Origin of the sequence: Ruminococcoides intestinale, assembly GCF_040095935.1 — a bacterium.
GTDB lineage: Bacteria > Bacillota > Clostridia > Oscillospirales > Acutalibacteraceae > Ruminococcoides > Ruminococcoides intestinale.
In genome coordinates, this window is sequence record NZ_JBBMFQ010000001.1 from 626,317 (window position 1) to 641,663 (window position 15,347).

The following is a 15,347-nucleotide window of genomic DNA, read 5'->3' on the forward strand; positions in this document are numbered from 1 at the left end:
ATGCTTACAATTGATGAAATTAAAAATATAAGCTTCAGAAAAGCCACTCTTAACGGTGGTTACAGAGCTGAAGATGTTGACTCGTTTATTGATGAAGTCATTGTTTCTTTTGAACAATTGAAGAAAGAAAAAACTAACCTTGTTCATAAGATTGATGTTCTTGCAACAAGAGTTGAACAGTACAGAGCAGATGAAGAAACAGTAAGAAACGCTTTGCTTGCTTCACAGAAGGTTGCTGATGCCTGCATAAGAGAAGCAAAGGAAAAGGCTGCAAAGATTGTTCGTGATGCTGAAACAAAGGCTCAGACTCTCCTTGTTGACGCAAACAATATGACTGCTGCCGAGAAAGAGCATTATTTACAGCTTCAGTCAGATGCGGCTAATCTCAGAAATGAACTTATTTCACTTTACAGTAAGCATATTAAGTCAATTGATGATCTTCCTTCAACCTCCGATGTTGAGGCTTCAAAAGCTGAACTTGACGAAAAGTATCCTACAGAGGATGTGACAGCTCCTGCACAGCCTCAGGTTGAAGATGATGTTAAGATTGCAGTACCTTCGGAAATGAAAGCTGAGCCGATTGCTGAAACTGAAGAAGTATCTGCTCATCCTAAAAGACAGAGCAAGTTCAGTCATCTCAAGTTCGGTGATAACTATGATGTAACTGCCGACTGATTTTTATTTAGATTTTAGATATTGGAGAGAATATAAAATGTCCCAGGATTATAATTCAACACTTAATCTTCCAAAGACAGACTTCCCTATGAGAGCAGGTCTACCGAAAAGCGAGCCTGTTACACTTCAAAATTGGGAAGATGAAAAGGTTTACGAAAATCTTATGAAAGTAAATGAGGGAAAGCCTCTGTTCATTCTTCATGACGGCCCTCCTTATGCTAACGGTGACATTCACCTTGGCCATGCACTTAATAAGATCCTTAAGGATTTTATCGTAAGATATAAGAATATGGCAGGCTTTAAAGCTCCGTATGTTCCGGGTTGGGATACACACGGACTTCCTACGGAACTTAAAGCAAGAAAGAAAGCCGGTATCGGTAATTCTGCTGAAATTTCTGTTGTTGAACTTCGTAAAATGTGCGAAGAGTTCGTAAAAGGCTACATTAACGATCAACGTACGCAGTTTAAAAGACTTGGCGTAATCGGTGAATGGGATAAGCCGTACATCACTCTTAACCATGAGTTTGAGGCTGAACAGATCAGAGTGTTTGCAGAAATGGCTACAAAGGGCTATATCTACAAGGGTTTAAAGCCTGTTTATTGGTGTCCGGAGTGTAAGACTGCTCTTGCCGAGGCTGAGATTGAGTATGCTGAAGATCCTTGCCATTCAATCTATGTAAAGTTTAATGTAACCGACGATAAGGGCGTTTTCTCAAATATGGGAATCGATCCTTCAAAGGTTAAGTTTGTAATCTGGACAACTACAACTTGGACACTCCCTGCAAATGTCGCAATTTGCGTAGGTCCGAGATTTGAATATTCTGTAATCAAAACAGGTGATGAATACCTTGTTATGGCGTCAGAGCTTTATAAGTCTGCTCTTGATGAGGCAGGTATAACAGACTTTGAAGTTGTAGCAACGGTAAAGGGCAGTGAGCTTGAGTATATAAAAACAGCACATCCGTTCCTTGACAGAGAGTCTCTTGTTATCGTTGGTGAGCATGTAACTCTCGAAAGCGGTACAGGTTGTGTACACACAGCTCCCGGACACGGTGTTGACGACTACAATGTATGTCAGAATTACCCTGAGATTCCGATTATCTGTCCTGTTGATTCTAACGGTGTTCTTACAGAAGAAGCAGGTCAGTTTGCAGGTCTTACAACTGATGAGGCTAATAAGAAGATTGCCGCATGTCTTGAAGAAAACGGCTCACTTTTTGCATTAAAGAAAATTGTCCATCAGTATCCGCATTGCTGGAGATGTAAAACTCCTATTCTTTTCAGAGCAACAGACCAGTGGTTCTGTTCGGTTGACGATTTCAAGGATGAGGCTGTTGACGCTATCAATACGGTTAAGTGGATTCCTGCATGGGGCAAGGACAGAATTACATCAATGGTAAGAGAAAGAAAAGATTGGTGTATTTCCCGTCAGAGAAAATGGGGTGTTCCGATTCCGATTTTCTTCTGTAAGGATTGCGGTGAGGCTCTTATTGATAAGGATGCTATGCTTGCTGTTGCAGACTTATTCGGTAAAGAAGGCTCAAACGCTTGGTACAATCATACAGCCGCAGAGATTCTTCCTGCCGGTACAAAGTGTAAGAAGTGCGGTTGTACTGAATTTGATAAAGAAAAAGATATTATGGATGTTTGGTTCGATAGCGGTTCATCGCATGCCGCTGTTCTTGAACAGCGTGATAACCTTGAATCACCTGCTGACCTTTACCTTGAGGGTAACGACCAGTACAGAGGTTGGTTCCAGTCATCACTCCTTACATCCGTTGCTACAAGAGGCAGAGCACCTTACAAGGCTGTTCTTACTCACGGTATGATTCTTGACGATGAATCAAGAAAGATGAGTAAGTCACTTGGTAACGGCATCAGCCCACAGGATGTTATTAAGCAGTACGGTGCTGATGTACTCAGACTTTGGGTTGCATCAACCGACTATCAGACTGATGTTCATATTTCCAAGGACATTCTCAAGCAGATTTCCGAATCATACAGAAAAATCAGAAATACCGCAAGATACATTCTCGGTAACATTTCTGACTTTAATCCCGATACAGATATGGTTGACTTTGACAAGGTGTTGCCGATTGATAAATGGGCGCTTGCAAAGCTTAATGACCTTATCACAAAGGTTAGAACTTCATACGATAATTATGAGTTTCATATTGTATATCACAGCATTCACAACTTCTGTGTTGTTGATATGTCTAACTTCTATCTTGATGTTCTCAAGGACAGACTTTATACAGAAAAGGCTGACAGCCTCTCAAGAAGAGCCGCTCAGACCGTAATCTATGTTATCCTTGACGCAATGACAAGAATGATTGCTCCGCTCCTTGCGTATACATCAGATGAAATTTGGAAATACATGCCTCATTCCTCAAATGAGAATGCAGAACATGTTATCTTTAATGAGATTCCCGAAAACATCGCTATTGATGTTGACGATAAATTTATGGCTTTCTGGGACAGAATCCACGAACTTCGTGATAATGTTAAAAAGTCACTCGAATCCCTTATAAAGGATAAGACAATTAAGGGTTCGCTTGAAGCAAAGGTAACACTTTGTGCAGGCGGCGAAACACTTGAATTTCTTAAAAAGGCTGAGCCTGAGCTTTGTGCAGCATTCATAGTTTCCGAAGTTGAAATTGTTGATAACGGCGGTGAGCTTGAAATCAAACCTGAAAAAGCTGAGGGTGAAAAGTGCGAGCGTTGCTGGGCTATCAGCAAGACGGTGGGTCAGTGTGCAGAGCATCCTACAATCTGTTTCCGCTGTGTTCAGAATCTTAAATAATAACTGCTATTACAATAAATCGGTGTGATAAAACACACCGATTTATGTTTATGGAGGATAAAATGCCTGTTATTGCTCTTATAATCGGTGTGCTTTTAGCTGCCACTGATCAGATAATAAAATATTTTGTACTTACCTATCTTCAGCCTGTCGGTTCGGTAACTGCCATTGACGGATTACTTGATTTTACTTATGTTGAGAATAGAGGCGTTGCTTTCGGAATGTTTTCGGATATGCGTTGGTTTTTCGTAGCGGTTACTGCTGTTCTTATTGCAATAATAATATATATTATGTTCAAGAAGAAACCGTCGGGAAAGATGTTCTATATTTCTGCGGCACTTATAATCGGCGGCGGAATAGGTAATTTGATTGACAGGATTTTTTACGGTTTTGTAGTCGATTACATCAGCATTTCATTCTTTCCCCCTGTTTGTAACTTTGCCGACTACTGCATTACAGTCGGAACACTACTTCTTATCGTTTATGTTCTGTTTTTCTCTAATGTTATGAAATCCGAAAAAAAGGTCAACAAAAGCAATGAATGAATTTAAACTTAATTGTGAAACAAGCGGTGTAAGACTTGATAAATTTATTTCGGATGCCAATATTGATTTATCACGCTCCGCCGCTGTTAATCTTATTGAGAACGGAGCTGTGCTTGTAAACGACTCTGTTGTTTCAAAAAAGTACAAGCTTTCGCAAGGTGATATTGTTGTTGTAAATGTTCCCGATCCGACGCCTTATGAGGCTAAAGCGGAAAATATCCCTCTTGATATAGTTTATGAAGATGAATGCTTGCTTGTTGTGAATAAGCCAAAGGGAATGGTGGTGCATCCTGCTGCAGGAAATTATGACGGTACTCTTGTAAATGCTTTGCTTTATCATTGCGGTGACAGCCTTTCGGGAATTAACGGCGTACTTCGTCCCGGCATTGTTCACCGCATCGACAAGGATACAAGCGGTCTTTTGATTGTCGCAAAAAATGATTTTGCTCACCGTTCTCTTGCAGAACAAATTAAGGAGCATTCTTTTACAAGGGAGTATGAGTCAATTGTATTTGGTAATCTGAAAGATGATGAGGGAACAGTTGACGCTCCAATCGGAAGAAATCCTAAAGACAGAAAGAAAATGTGTGTTATCGAAAAGAACAGCAAAAATGCGGTTACTCATTATTCGGTAATAACAAGGTATAAAGGTTACACACATATAAAATGCAAGCTTGAAACAGGTCGTACTCATCAAATCAGAGTGCATATGGCTTATATAGGTCATCCCGTGTCGGGCGATAAGGTGTATGGCGTAAAGAATGAAAAAGTTGATTTTGAAGGACAATGCCTTCATGCAAGAAAAATCGGTTTTATTCATCCAAAAACCAATGAATATATTGAATTTACTTCCGAATTGCCTGATTATTTCAAAAAATATCTTAAAAAGCTTGAGAATATATCATCACATTAATCGGAGCTTGATGGGATATATTCCGATTTTTTAAACTAAATTGAAAAAACACTTGCATTATTATTCCGTATGTGGTATTATATTAAAGCATTTGAAACCGTCGTAACTCTCGACGAGGTTCAAATAACGGTTTAACCGTCATTTTGATGTGACAGTCCGCTGCTCGTTTGAGTAAGAATGTCGGAAAAATAAGGAGGATAAAAAATGGACGCATTAAAGACTATTGCTGCAGCAAGCGTGAAGGAAACAACACCTGAGTTCAGCGTAGGTGATACTGTAAAGGTATCAGTAAACATTCGTGAAGGCGAAAGAGAAAGAATCCAGATGTTTGAGGGTACTGTTATTGCTAAAAGAGGCAGTGGCGTAGCTGAAACATTTACTGTAAGAAGAGTAGCTTACGGCGTTGGTGTTGAAAGAGTATTCCCTCTCCATTCACCCAATGTTAAAGATGTACAGGTTGTTCGTTACGGTAAGGTTCGCAGAAGCAAGCTCTACTATCTCCGTGACAGAGTTGGTAAGGCTGCTAAGGTTAAAGAGCAGATTCGTAAGTAATTCACGAAATCAAAAGGGACTTTTAAAAGTCCCTTTTTTTACTATTTTTCTTTATAGCAGGTGACAAAGTTGAAGAAAAGCAAAAATAATGTCAATGAGGCTAATATGGCTGTGCTTCAGCCTGAGGGTGTGAACGATTCTTCAGATATCAATCCTGAAATGTATGTGGATAAGAAACCGTCAATTTCCGAAAAACAATTTCTTGTTGCAAAAGAGGAAGGCGCAATGTCCGGTTTTTATGACTGGGTAAGATGTATCCTGTTTGCAATTTCGGTTGTTGTGGTTTGCCTTATCTTTTTGTTCCGCCTTGTTGATGTTGAAGGCAGATCAATGAATAACACACTTGCCACTAACGACAAGGTTATCGTAACAAATCTATTCTACACTCCCCAAAATAACGATATCGTTGTTATTTCTCATGGTGCAGAGTATAACAGTCCGATTATTAAGCGTGTTATCGCTGTTGCGGGACAGACTGTTAAGGTTGATTATGACAACGACCAAATCATAGTTGACGGTGTTGTTCTTGATGAACCGTACATAGAGGGTTCAACCTACGGCAACAATATAGGCGACAATGAAATTCCGGAAGTTATTCCTGAGGGCAAAATTTTTGTTATGGGTGATAACAGAAAGGATTCAATGGACAGCCGCAGTACAAAAATCGGTCTTATAGATGTTGATGATGTAATCGGTAAGGCACAGTTTGTAGTTTATCCGTTTGACCACTTCGGCTATCTGTACTGATGCTAAAGATTGTAAAAATTTAATGTTAATTTAAATTTTGATATTGTGAAAAGCTTATTTCTGTTTTATAATAGAAATAAGCTTTATTTTTTACGGAGGGTTATATGCCTCAAAAACATAAAAATAATAAAATCAGAATTAAAATTAACGATAAAAAAATCACGAATTATATGTTTGATTTTACACGGACAATAATTTTTGTGTTTGCAATTATATCCGTAGCGTTTACTTTTATCATCAGAGATGCCAATGTTGTGGGAAATTCGATGCTTGACACGCTCCACAGCGATGATAAAATTTTCATTACAAATTTTATGTATGAGCCAAAATGCGGCGATATTGTAGCTATCAACGCTGAAAATCAGATTGAAAAGAGAATTATAAAACGGGTTATAGCCGTTGAAGGACAGACGCTTGTCGTGGATTACAGTAAAAATGCAGTTTATGTTGACGGTATAAAAATTGATGAACCGTATGTTTCTTCTTTAACACGAGAGCCGTCAAATCCATTGCAAATTCCGTATGTTATCCCTGAAGGTTATATCTTTGTAATGGGTGATAACAGAATTATTTCTCTTGACAGCCGTGATAAGAGTATAGGCCTTGTGTCTGTCGATGATGTAATCGGAAAAGCACAATTTATATTTTTCCCGCTTGACAGATTCAAGTATTTATATTAACAGAAAATTTTTAAAGGATGTACATATATGAGCGAAATGCAGACTATTCAATGGTTCCCCGGTCATATGACCAAAACAAAAAGACAGATTCAGTCAAGTCTTAAACTTGTTGATGCTGTCGCAGAAATTATTGATGCAAGAATTCCTGTCAGCAGTCGTAACCCCGACCTTGCAAAACTTGTTCAGAACAAGCCGAGAGTTATTCTTCTCAATAAATGCGATATGGCTAATCAAACTGCTACGAAAATGTGGATTGACTATTTTAAAAAGCAGAATCTTGTTGCTATCCCGGTTGACTGTAAAAGTGGCAGAGGTCTTGACAAATTTGCACCTGCCGTAAATACGGTTATGAGCCATAAGATTGCAAGATTAAAAGAAAAAGGAATGGTAAATCCCACAATCAGAATTATGATTGTCGGTATTCCGAATGTAGGCAAATCTTCTTTTATCAATAAAATGGTAAAGAAGAACCGTGCAAAGGTTGAGGACAGACCGGGCGTTACAAGAGGTAATCAATGGTATACAATTGCAAAGAACCTTGAAATGCTTGACACTCCGGGTGTGCTTTGGCCAAAGTTTGACGATAAGACAGTCGGAGAGCATCTTGCGTTCACAGGTGCGGTTAAAGACCAAATTCTTGATATCGAACTTTTGGCGGTAAGACTTCTTGATTTCATCAAGGAACTCAAGCCTGCTGATTTTATAACAAGATTCAAATTAGAAAACGAAGATATCGAAAATATTGATTCATACGAGCTTTTGAAAATGATTGGCAAAAAGAGAGGTATGCTTGTTTCAGGTGGTGAGATTGATACCGAGAGAGCCGCAATTATGTTGCTTGATGAATTCAGAAGTGCAAAGCTTGGTAGAATTACAGTTGAAATGCCGCAGGGGAGATAACAATGGATTGGCTTGAATATGAAAATAAAAATATTGCAAGAGGTTTTCTGAATATCTGTGGTGTTGATGAAGCCGGCAGAGGACCGCTTGCAGGACCTGTGTGTGCCGCCGCAGTTATACTTCCCGAAAATACCGTTATTGAAGGAGTCAATGATTCAAAAAAGCTTTCTGAAAAAAAGAGAGAGGCTTTGTTTGATGTAATAAAGGAACAGGCCTTGGCATACAGCATTGCATTTGCAAGCGTTGAAGAAATTGAGGAAATGAATATTCTTAATGCTACTATGCTTGCAATGAAGCGGGCAGTTGAAGGACTTGAACCGAGGGCTGATTATGCTATGATTGACGGCAACAGAATGCCTCCGTTGTCAATTGAAGGCGAATGTATTGTAAAAGGCGATGCAAAGTCAATGTCAATTGCCTGTGCGTCAATTCTTGCCAAGGTATCAAGGGACAGACTTCTTTATGAATACGACAAAGAATTTCCTCAGTACCTATTTGCAAAGCATAAAGGTTACGGCACAAAGGCTCATATTGAGGCGATTCTTAAATACGGACCGTGTAAGTATCACAGACCGAGCTTCTTGAAGAAAATATATAATAATAAATGATTTTTACTACTAAACAAACAGGTGATAAGGGAGAGGCTTATGCCGCAAAATATCTGAAAAAGCATAAGTATAAAATTATTGCCAGAAATTATAAAAAGCCTTACGGCGAAATAGATATCATAGCCGAGAATAAGGAAGTAATTGCCTTTGTTGAGGTTAAAACAAGAAAAGAGAATTCTCTTACACAACCGGTTGATGCGGTTAACCGTAAAAAGCAGATGAAAATTTTAAAAACTGCCGATATGTATATGTATGAAAACAATATAGATAAAGAATGTCGATTTGATGTATGCGAAGTTTTTGTCAACAGTGATAATCTGAAACTTGTCGGCATTAACTATATTGAAGATGCATTCTGACGGGAGGTTGCCATGAATTTTTTTGACTTGCATTGTGACACGCTCTATAAGGCAGTAACCGAAAAGTCCGAACTGGATAATCCCTCATATGAAGTGAAATTAAACAACAATTCCAAATCCCACAGGTTACAGTGTTATGCTATATGGTTACCCGACACGCTTGACGGTAATGCGGCGGAAAAATTGTTTTTTAAATCGGCTGATTATCTGAAATCAGAATGTAACCGACTTGGAATTGAACTGTTGGGTATCGGTGAATTCACGGATAATGCTTTTTCAAAGTATCGAAACTCAGCGTTTTTTACAGTAGAAAACGGAAAAGCATTGAACGGCAAAATCGAGAATGTAAAGCGATTTGCAGAACTCGGCGTCAGAATAATGACTCTCACATGGAATGAGATGAACGAGATTGGTTCAGGTGTTTTATCGGAAGATAAATGCGGTTTAACGGACTTCGGAAAACTTGCAGTAGCCGAAATGGAAAAGTACGGTATTGTAATTGATATATCCCATGCAAGCGATGAACTGTTTTATGATGTTGTCAATCAGACGAATAAGCCGTTTATCGCAACTCATTCAGATTCACGGACAATTACTCAAAATCCGAGAAATCTTACAGATGAGCAGATTAAAATTATAATACAGAGAGGCGGACTTATAGGCCTAAATTTGCACAATGCTTTTCTTAATAATAATCCGGATAAAGCGTGTATGAACGATATTTTAAAGCATTGCGAATATATGCTGTCACTCGGATGTGAAAATTCTCTTTGCTTCGGTACGGATTTTGACGGTTGCGATTTGCCGAGGGATATTGTCGGAAGCGATTCAATCGGCGAAATATATGAACTTTTTCTTAGAAATAACTACAATGAAAGCGTTTTGAAAAAGATTTTTTACGAAAATGCGTATAATTTCTTTGAAAACTTTGACAATCAGCGAATAATGTAGTAAAATACTTGATGTTTAAAGCAATTTGAAAGGAAGATTTCAATGTTATACAACAGCACACAAAATGCCAAAGAAGTAGTTTCTGCGGCACAGGCCATTGCACAGGGTATTTCAAAGGACGGCGGTCTTTTTGTACCGCAGGAATTTCCTAAGTATGATGAAAATACCTTCAAGGCACTTTTGAAAACAGATTACAAAGGAAGAGCAAAGAAAGTATTTTCTGATTTTCTTTCTGATTTCACAGAAGAGGAAATCAGTGACTGCGTAGAAAAGGCTTATACAGCTCAGAAATTCGGCGGTGAAAATCCTGCCCCTATTTCATACTGTAATCTTGACGGAACAACCCTGAATATTCTTGAACTCTGGCATGGTCCTACATGTGCGTTTAAGGATATGGCACTCCAGATTCTCCCGCATCTTCTCACAAAGTCACTCAAGAAAAAATATGACGGCAAGACAGCTGTTATTCTAGTTGCTACATCAGGCGATACAGGCAAGGCTGCTCTTGAAGGCTTTAAAGATGTTGAACACACAAAGATTGTTGTTTTCTATCCTGTTGACGGTGTAAGTCCGATGCAGAAGCATCAGATGAATACTCAGGAAGGTGAAAATGTTCGTGTTTGTGCGATCAAGGGTAACTTTGATGACGCTCAGACAGGTGTTAAGAAGATATTTACTACACCTTCAGTTGCAGAAAAGCTTGCTGAGAATAATATGCTTTTCTCATCAGCAAACTCAATCAACTGGGGCAGACTTCTTCCGCAGATTGTTTACTATATTTCGGCTTACTGTGATCTTGTAAATGACGGTAAAATCGAGCTTGGTGACAAGATTAATGTTGTTGTTCCGACAGGTAACTTCGGTAACATTCTTGCTTCATATTATGCAAGTCTTATGGGACTTCCAATCAACAAGTTCATTTGTGCGTCAAACTCTAATAATGTTCTTACAGATTTTATCAAAACAGGCGTTTATGATAAGAACAGAAACTTCTATACAACAATTTCACCTTCAATGGATATCCTCGTTTCAAGTAACCTTGAAAGACTTCTCTACAAGCTTTCAGGTGATAATGACGAAGTTACAAGAGGCTGGATGAATGCACTCAAATCAGAAGGCAAGTATGAAGTAAGTGATGATGTAAAGGCTGTTATCAACGAAAAGTTCTACGGCGGATTCTGTGATGATAAGAACACAGAGGCTACAATTCACGAGATGTTTGAGCAGGATAAGTACCTTTGTGATACTCACACAGCTGTTGCAATCAATGTGTACAAGCAGTATGTTGAGGAAACAGGCGACAAGACACCTTCTGTAATTGCGTCAACTGCAAGTCCGTATAAATTCTCTAAGGCTGTTCTTGAGGCTGTTGAGCCAAACGCAACACTTCCTGAAACAGAATTTGATATGGTTGATGAACTTCATAAGGTTTCCGGTGCCGAAGTGCCTGCACCTCTTGCAAATCTTAAAAATAAAACTGCTCGATTCTCTGATGTTACAGAAGTTAGTGATATGGAGAATTATGTTCTCGGAGCACTCGGTATAGATTAATGGCATTATTTGCTATAGCGGATTTACATCTTTCACTTGGTGAAGATAAGCCTATGGATGTTTTCGCAGGCTGGAACGATTATACTTCAAGACTTGAAAATAATTGGAGAAAGCTTGTTACCGATAATGACACAGTTGTTGTGTCGGGCGATATTTCCTGGGCAATGAAACTTGAAGAAACTCTTACGGATTTTACTTTCATAGAAAATCTTCCCGGTAAGAAAATTTTCAATAAAGGCAATCACGATTATTGGTGGAGCACCAAGACAAAAATGGATGTGTTTCTGAAAAATAATTCACTTGATTCGATATCTATCCTTTTCAATAATTCATATGTTGTTGACGATTACGCAATTTGCGGTACAAGAGGATGGTTTCTTGAGAATGAATCTCAAAATGATATAAAAGTCCTGAACAGGGAAGTCGGCAGACTTGAAATGTCAATACAATCAGCTATAAAAACAGGAAAGGAACCAATAGTGTTTTTACACTATCCTCCTGTTTACGGAACAACAAAATGTGACGAAATATTTAATGTTCTTTTGAAATATGACATCAAAAAATGTTATTACGGACACCTTCACGGAAAAAAGAATATGAGGTTTGCGATTGAAGGTGAATACGAAGGTATTGATTTTAAGCTGATTTCTTGTGACAGGTTGTCATTTATGCCAATTTTAGTCAGATAAATTCTGTATTTTCTATTGGCAAAATTATTTTGTTGTGATATAATAAGATGATTTCTTGATTTTGAATTTAAACTTTGGAGGAATATTAAAATGGCATTAAAGGAATGTACAAAAAAAGAACAGGCTAATTCATATGAATTAGAGGTTAATGTTGACGGTGAAACTTTTGGTAACGCTGTTAACAGAGTTTATAAAAAGCAGGTTAAAAGCATCAATATCCCCGGTTTCAGAAAGGGCAAAGCTCCCCGTCATGTAATTGAGAAAATGTACGGCTCGGAAGTATTCTATGAAGATGCTATGCAGGATTGTTATCCGGATGCTCTTTATGAGGCTGCTAAAGAAGCAGGTATCAAGATAGTTTCGGTTGAAACTCTTGAGGCTATTGAGGCAAGCAAGGAAGGTTTCTCATTCAAGGCTAATGTTGTTGTTGAGCCTGAAATGGAAATTAATAACTACCTCGGCATTGAAGTTACAAAGAAGTCAACAGAGGTTACAGACGAGCTCGTTGACGAAGAAATTGAGAAGGTTCGTGACCGCAACTCAAGAATGGTAACTGTTGACGACAGAGCTGCTCAGAATGATGATGTAGCTGTTATTGACTTTGAGGGTTTTGTTGACGGTGAAGCATTTGAAGGCGGTAAGGCTGAAAACTATAACCTTAAGCTTGGATCAGGCAACTTCATCCCCGGCTTTGAGGAGCAGATTGTAGGTCACAAGACAGGTGAAGAGTTTACAATCACAGTTAAGTTCCCGGATGATTATCAGGCTGAAGAGCTTAAAGGTAAGGAAGCTGAATTCAAGATCAACCTTCACGAAATTAAGGCTAAGGAACTTCCGGAAGTCGATGATGAGTTTGTAAAGGATGTTTCCGATAAGGAAACACTTGACGAGTACAAGGCTGAGCTTAAAGAAACTGTTGCTAAACGTCTTCAGGATGAGGCTGACAAGGATGTTGATAATCAGATTTCCGAAAAGCTTATGGAACTCCTTGAGGGTGAAATTCCTGAGGCAATGTATGATAATCAGGCTAACGAGATGGTAAGAGAATTTGATATGCGTCTCCGTTCACAGGGCCTTGATATGAAGACATATATGCAGTACATGGGTATGGATGCAAACGCACTCAAGGGTATGTATAAAGAAGAGGCTGAAAAGAGAGTTAAGTTAAGACTTGCTCTTGAAGCAGTTGCAAGAAAAGAAAATATTGAAGTTACAGAGGCTGACCTTGATGCTGAATACGGCAAGATGGCAGAGGCTTACAAGATGGATGTTGATAAGGTTAAGGAGGCTGTTCCTGCTGAATCACTCACAGAAGATGTTAAGGTTGAAAAGGCTCTTAATCTCGTAAAGGACAAAGCTGTTATTAAGTAATTTGAATATTTTTCTTATATCTGTTAATCACTATTTAAGAAAGGTTATGATTAAATGGCATTAGTACCATATGTTATCGAACAGTCAAGCAGGGGCGAACGCTCTTTTGATATCTATTCCCGTCTTCTTGAAGACAGAATTGTTATGCTTAACGAAGAGGTAAACAGTGCAAGTGCAAGCGTTGTAGTTGCTCAGTTGCTTTACCTTGAAAGTAAAGATCCGACAAAGGATATCAGTCTTTACATCAACAGCCCCGGCGGCAGCGTAACAGACGGCTTTGCTATTTTTGATACAATGAATTACATCAAGTGTGATGTTTCCACAATCTGTATGGGTATGGCTGCAAGTATGGGTGCATTCCTTCTTGCCGCAGGCGCTAAGGGTAAGCGTCTTGCACTTCCTAACAGTGACATTATGATTCACCAGCCTTCAGGCGGTGCTCAGGGTCAGGCTACTGACATGGAAATTCACACAAGACACATTCTTGATATGAAAAAACGACTCAATCAGATTCTTGCTGACAACACAGGTCAGCCGATTGATGTTATTGCAAAGGATACCAATCGTGATAACTTCATGACTGCACAGCAGGCACTTGAGTATGGTTTGATTGATAAGGTTATCGAAAAAAGATAAAGGTGAGGTAAACTGATGGCTAACAAAAATAACGAAGATATTTATTGCTCTTTCTGCGGAAAACCTCAGGAGATGGCAGGCAGACTTATTGCCGGCAACGGTGTCTATATTTGTGACCGGTGTGTTGAGCTCTGCATGAATATTCTTCGCGAATCAGGCGAGCTTGAACGTGAAAATGAAAATAAACTTTCAAAATCGGGAGAACCTCAGACCCCCGAACTGTCCGTTGATGAACTTTTAAAGCCAAAGGAAATCAAGACAATTCTTGATGAATATGTTATCGGACAGGATCATGCAAAAGTTACCCTGAGCGTTGCTGTTTACAATCACTATAAGCGTGCTTTTTCAAATGATGAGAGCGTAGATTTCGCTAAGAGTAATGTGTTGCTTCTCGGCCCGACAGGTGTCGGTAAGACATTACTTGCTCAGACGCTTGCAAAGGCTCTTGATGTTCCTTTTGCAATTGCCGACGCAACTACGCTGACCGAAGCAGGTTATGTCGGCGAGGATGTAGAGAACATTCTCTTAAAACTCATTCAGGCAGCCGATTTTGATATTGAAAAGGCAGAGCACGGCATAATTTACATTGATGAAATTGATAAAATTGCGAGAAAATCCGAAAACCCCTCTATTACACGAGATGTAAGCGGTGAGGGAGTTCAGCAGGCTTTGCTTAAAATTGTTGAGGGAACTGTATCCAATGTTCCGCCACAGGGTGGCAGAAAACATCCGCAACAGGAATATTTACAGATTGATACTAAGAATATTCTTTTTATCTGCGGCGGTGCATTTGACGGTCTTGAAAAGATAGTTGAAAAGCGCAAGGGCTCTTCTGTTATAGGTTTTGAGTCACTTGTTCAGTCAAAGCAGGAACTTGATTCGACCGATTGGATGAAAGAGGTCACAGCACATGATCTTGTAAAGTACGGAATTATTCCTGAACTCATCGGTCGTTTGCCTGTTATTACTGCTTTGAGCGGTCTTGACACGGATGCACTTGTCAAGATTCTTACTGTTCCTAAAAACTCTATTGTTCAGCAGTATAAGAAACTTTTTGAACTTGACGGTGTTGAACTTCTTTTTGAAGAAGAGGCACTCAGGGCTATTGCACAACAGGCACAGGATCAGCATACAGGTGCAAGAGGACTTCGAGGAATTATGGAAGATATTCTTACAGACCTTATGTTTGAGGCTCCGTCTGATCCTACTATTGATAAGATTATTATTACAGAGGGCGTTATCAAAAACGGTGCTGCTCCGCAAATTACTCGCAAAAAGGAATTGTTACAGACAAATTCCGTAAAATTGACTCAAAAAGATGCAAAGAAGCGTCAGAAGCGCAGCACAGCGTCTTGATATTGTGAATT

16 protein-coding genes are annotated in these 15,347 nt (G+C 39.1%); all 16 read left to right on the top strand.

Features of this window, described 5'->3' with window-relative positions; genetic code table 11:
• The 16 genes from WMO31_RS02985 to clpX all read left to right on the top strand — a co-directional run bounded on the left by WMO31_RS02985 (position 1) and on the right by clpX (position 15,336).
• Positions 1-675 carry a DivIVA domain-containing protein gene (locus WMO31_RS02985; protein WP_015523813.1) on the top strand — a complete coding sequence of 225 codons (675 nt, stop codon included), beginning with the start codon at positions 1-3 and terminating at the stop codon, positions 673-675.
• 37 nt (positions 676-712) lie between these two features.
• On the top strand, positions 713-3,478 hold the full coding sequence (gene ileS, locus WMO31_RS02990) for an isoleucine--tRNA ligase (RefSeq protein WP_293641006.1): 2,766 nt from the start codon (positions 713-715) through the stop codon (positions 3,476-3,478).
• Between the two features lie 62 nt (positions 3,479-3,540).
• On the top strand, positions 3,541-4,023 hold the full coding sequence (gene lspA, locus WMO31_RS02995; RefSeq protein ID WP_270260966.1) for a signal peptidase II: 483 nt from the start codon (positions 3,541-3,543) through the stop codon (positions 4,021-4,023).
• Positions 4,016-4,936: an RluA family pseudouridine synthase gene (locus WMO31_RS03000; RefSeq protein ID WP_021883948.1), complete on the top strand. Its 921-nt coding sequence runs from the start codon at positions 4,016-4,018 to the stop codon at positions 4,934-4,936. The genes lspA and WMO31_RS03000 overlap by 8 nt, the downstream gene beginning before the upstream one ends.
• A 204-nt stretch (positions 4,937-5,140) precedes the next feature.
• Positions 5,141-5,488, top strand: a complete 348-nt coding sequence (gene rplS / locus WMO31_RS03005) for a 50S ribosomal protein L19 (protein WP_015523817.1) — start codon at positions 5,141-5,143, stop codon at positions 5,486-5,488.
• A 69-nt stretch (positions 5,489-5,557) separates the two neighbouring features.
• Entirely contained in the window at positions 5,558-6,235 is a 678-nt protein-coding gene (gene lepB / locus WMO31_RS03010; protein ID WP_242956436.1) for a signal peptidase I, read from the top strand.
• A gap of 104 nt (positions 6,236-6,339) precedes the next feature.
• A complete protein-coding gene (gene lepB / locus WMO31_RS03015; RefSeq protein WP_101070088.1) occupies positions 6,340-6,915 on the top strand; it encodes a signal peptidase I in 576 nt (191 codons plus the stop codon).
• Between the two features lie 27 nt (positions 6,916-6,942).
• The gene (ylqF, locus tag WMO31_RS03020; RefSeq protein WP_021883946.1) at positions 6,943-7,815 is read left to right on the top strand and encodes a ribosome biogenesis GTPase YlqF; all 873 of its coding nucleotides are present in this window, start codon (positions 6,943-6,945) and stop codon (positions 7,813-7,815) included.
• 2 nt (positions 7,816-7,817) lie between these two features.
• Entirely contained in the window at positions 7,818-8,423 is a 606-nt protein-coding gene (gene rnhB / locus WMO31_RS03025) for a ribonuclease HII (RefSeq protein ID WP_367999169.1), read from the top strand.
• The gene (locus WMO31_RS03030) at positions 8,420-8,782 is read left to right on the top strand and encodes a YraN family protein (protein WP_015523821.1); all 363 of its coding nucleotides are present in this window, start codon (positions 8,420-8,422) and stop codon (positions 8,780-8,782) included. Before rnhB ends, WMO31_RS03030 begins: the two co-directional genes overlap by 4 nt.
• Before the next feature lie 12 nt (positions 8,783-8,794).
• Entirely contained in the window at positions 8,795-9,733 is a 939-nt protein-coding gene (locus tag WMO31_RS03035; RefSeq protein WP_367999170.1) for a dipeptidase, read from the top strand.
• 42 nt (positions 9,734-9,775) lie between these two features.
• A complete protein-coding gene (thrC, locus tag WMO31_RS03040) occupies positions 9,776-11,284 on the top strand; it encodes a threonine synthase (RefSeq protein WP_367999171.1) in 1,509 nt (502 codons plus the stop codon).
• Positions 11,284-11,973, top strand: a complete 690-nt coding sequence (locus tag WMO31_RS03045; protein ID WP_015523824.1) for a metallophosphoesterase — start codon at positions 11,284-11,286, stop codon at positions 11,971-11,973. Before thrC ends, WMO31_RS03045 begins: the two co-directional genes overlap by 1 nt.
• Positions 11,974-12,063: 90 nt before the next feature.
• The gene (gene tig, locus WMO31_RS03050; RefSeq protein WP_015523825.1) at positions 12,064-13,344 is read left to right on the top strand and encodes a trigger factor; all 1,281 of its coding nucleotides are present in this window, start codon (positions 12,064-12,066) and stop codon (positions 13,342-13,344) included.
• 54 nt (positions 13,345-13,398) lie between these two features.
• Positions 13,399-13,980, top strand: coding sequence for an ATP-dependent Clp endopeptidase proteolytic subunit ClpP (gene clpP / locus WMO31_RS03055; protein ID WP_015523826.1), 582 nt, complete (start codon positions 13,399-13,401; stop codon positions 13,978-13,980).
• A gap of 12 nt (positions 13,981-13,992) precedes the next feature.
• The gene (gene clpX, locus WMO31_RS03060; RefSeq protein WP_437127947.1) at positions 13,993-15,336 is read left to right on the top strand and encodes an ATP-dependent Clp protease ATP-binding subunit ClpX; all 1,344 of its coding nucleotides are present in this window, start codon (positions 13,993-13,995) and stop codon (positions 15,334-15,336) included.
• Positions 15,337-15,347: the final 11 nt, after the last annotated feature.

What these genes read in the sequence shown, in the direction of transcription:
- WMO31_RS02985 (WP_015523813.1), top strand. Translation starts at nt 1, where the DNA reads ATGCTTACAATTGATGAAATTAAAAATATAAGCTTCAGAAAAGCCACT.
- ileS (WP_293641006.1), top strand. Translation starts at nt 713, where the DNA reads ATGTCCCAGGATTATAATTCAACACTTAATCTTCCAAAGACAGACTTC.
- lspA (WP_270260966.1), top strand. Translation starts at nt 3,541, where the DNA reads ATGCCTGTTATTGCTCTTATAATCGGTGTGCTTTTAGCTGCCACTGAT.
- WMO31_RS03000 (WP_021883948.1), top strand. Translation starts at nt 4,016, where the DNA reads ATGAATGAATTTAAACTTAATTGTGAAACAAGCGGTGTAAGACTTGAT.
- rplS (WP_015523817.1), top strand. Translation starts at nt 5,141, where the DNA reads ATGGACGCATTAAAGACTATTGCTGCAGCAAGCGTGAAGGAAACAACA.
- lepB (WP_101070088.1), top strand. Translation starts at nt 6,340, where the DNA reads ATGCCTCAAAAACATAAAAATAATAAAATCAGAATTAAAATTAACGAT.
- ylqF (WP_021883946.1), top strand. Translation starts at nt 6,943, where the DNA reads ATGAGCGAAATGCAGACTATTCAATGGTTCCCCGGTCATATGACCAAA.
- rnhB (WP_367999169.1), top strand. Translation starts at nt 7,818, where the DNA reads ATGGATTGGCTTGAATATGAAAATAAAAATATTGCAAGAGGTTTTCTG.
- WMO31_RS03030 (WP_015523821.1), top strand. Translation starts at nt 8,420, where the DNA reads ATGATTTTTACTACTAAACAAACAGGTGATAAGGGAGAGGCTTATGCC.
- WMO31_RS03035 (WP_367999170.1), top strand. Translation starts at nt 8,795, where the DNA reads ATGAATTTTTTTGACTTGCATTGTGACACGCTCTATAAGGCAGTAACC.
- thrC (WP_367999171.1), top strand. Translation starts at nt 9,776, where the DNA reads ATGTTATACAACAGCACACAAAATGCCAAAGAAGTAGTTTCTGCGGCA.
- WMO31_RS03045 (WP_015523824.1), top strand. Translation starts at nt 11,284, where the DNA reads ATGGCATTATTTGCTATAGCGGATTTACATCTTTCACTTGGTGAAGAT.
- tig (WP_015523825.1), top strand. Translation starts at nt 12,064, where the DNA reads ATGGCATTAAAGGAATGTACAAAAAAAGAACAGGCTAATTCATATGAA.
- clpP (WP_015523826.1), top strand. Translation starts at nt 13,399, where the DNA reads ATGGCATTAGTACCATATGTTATCGAACAGTCAAGCAGGGGCGAACGC.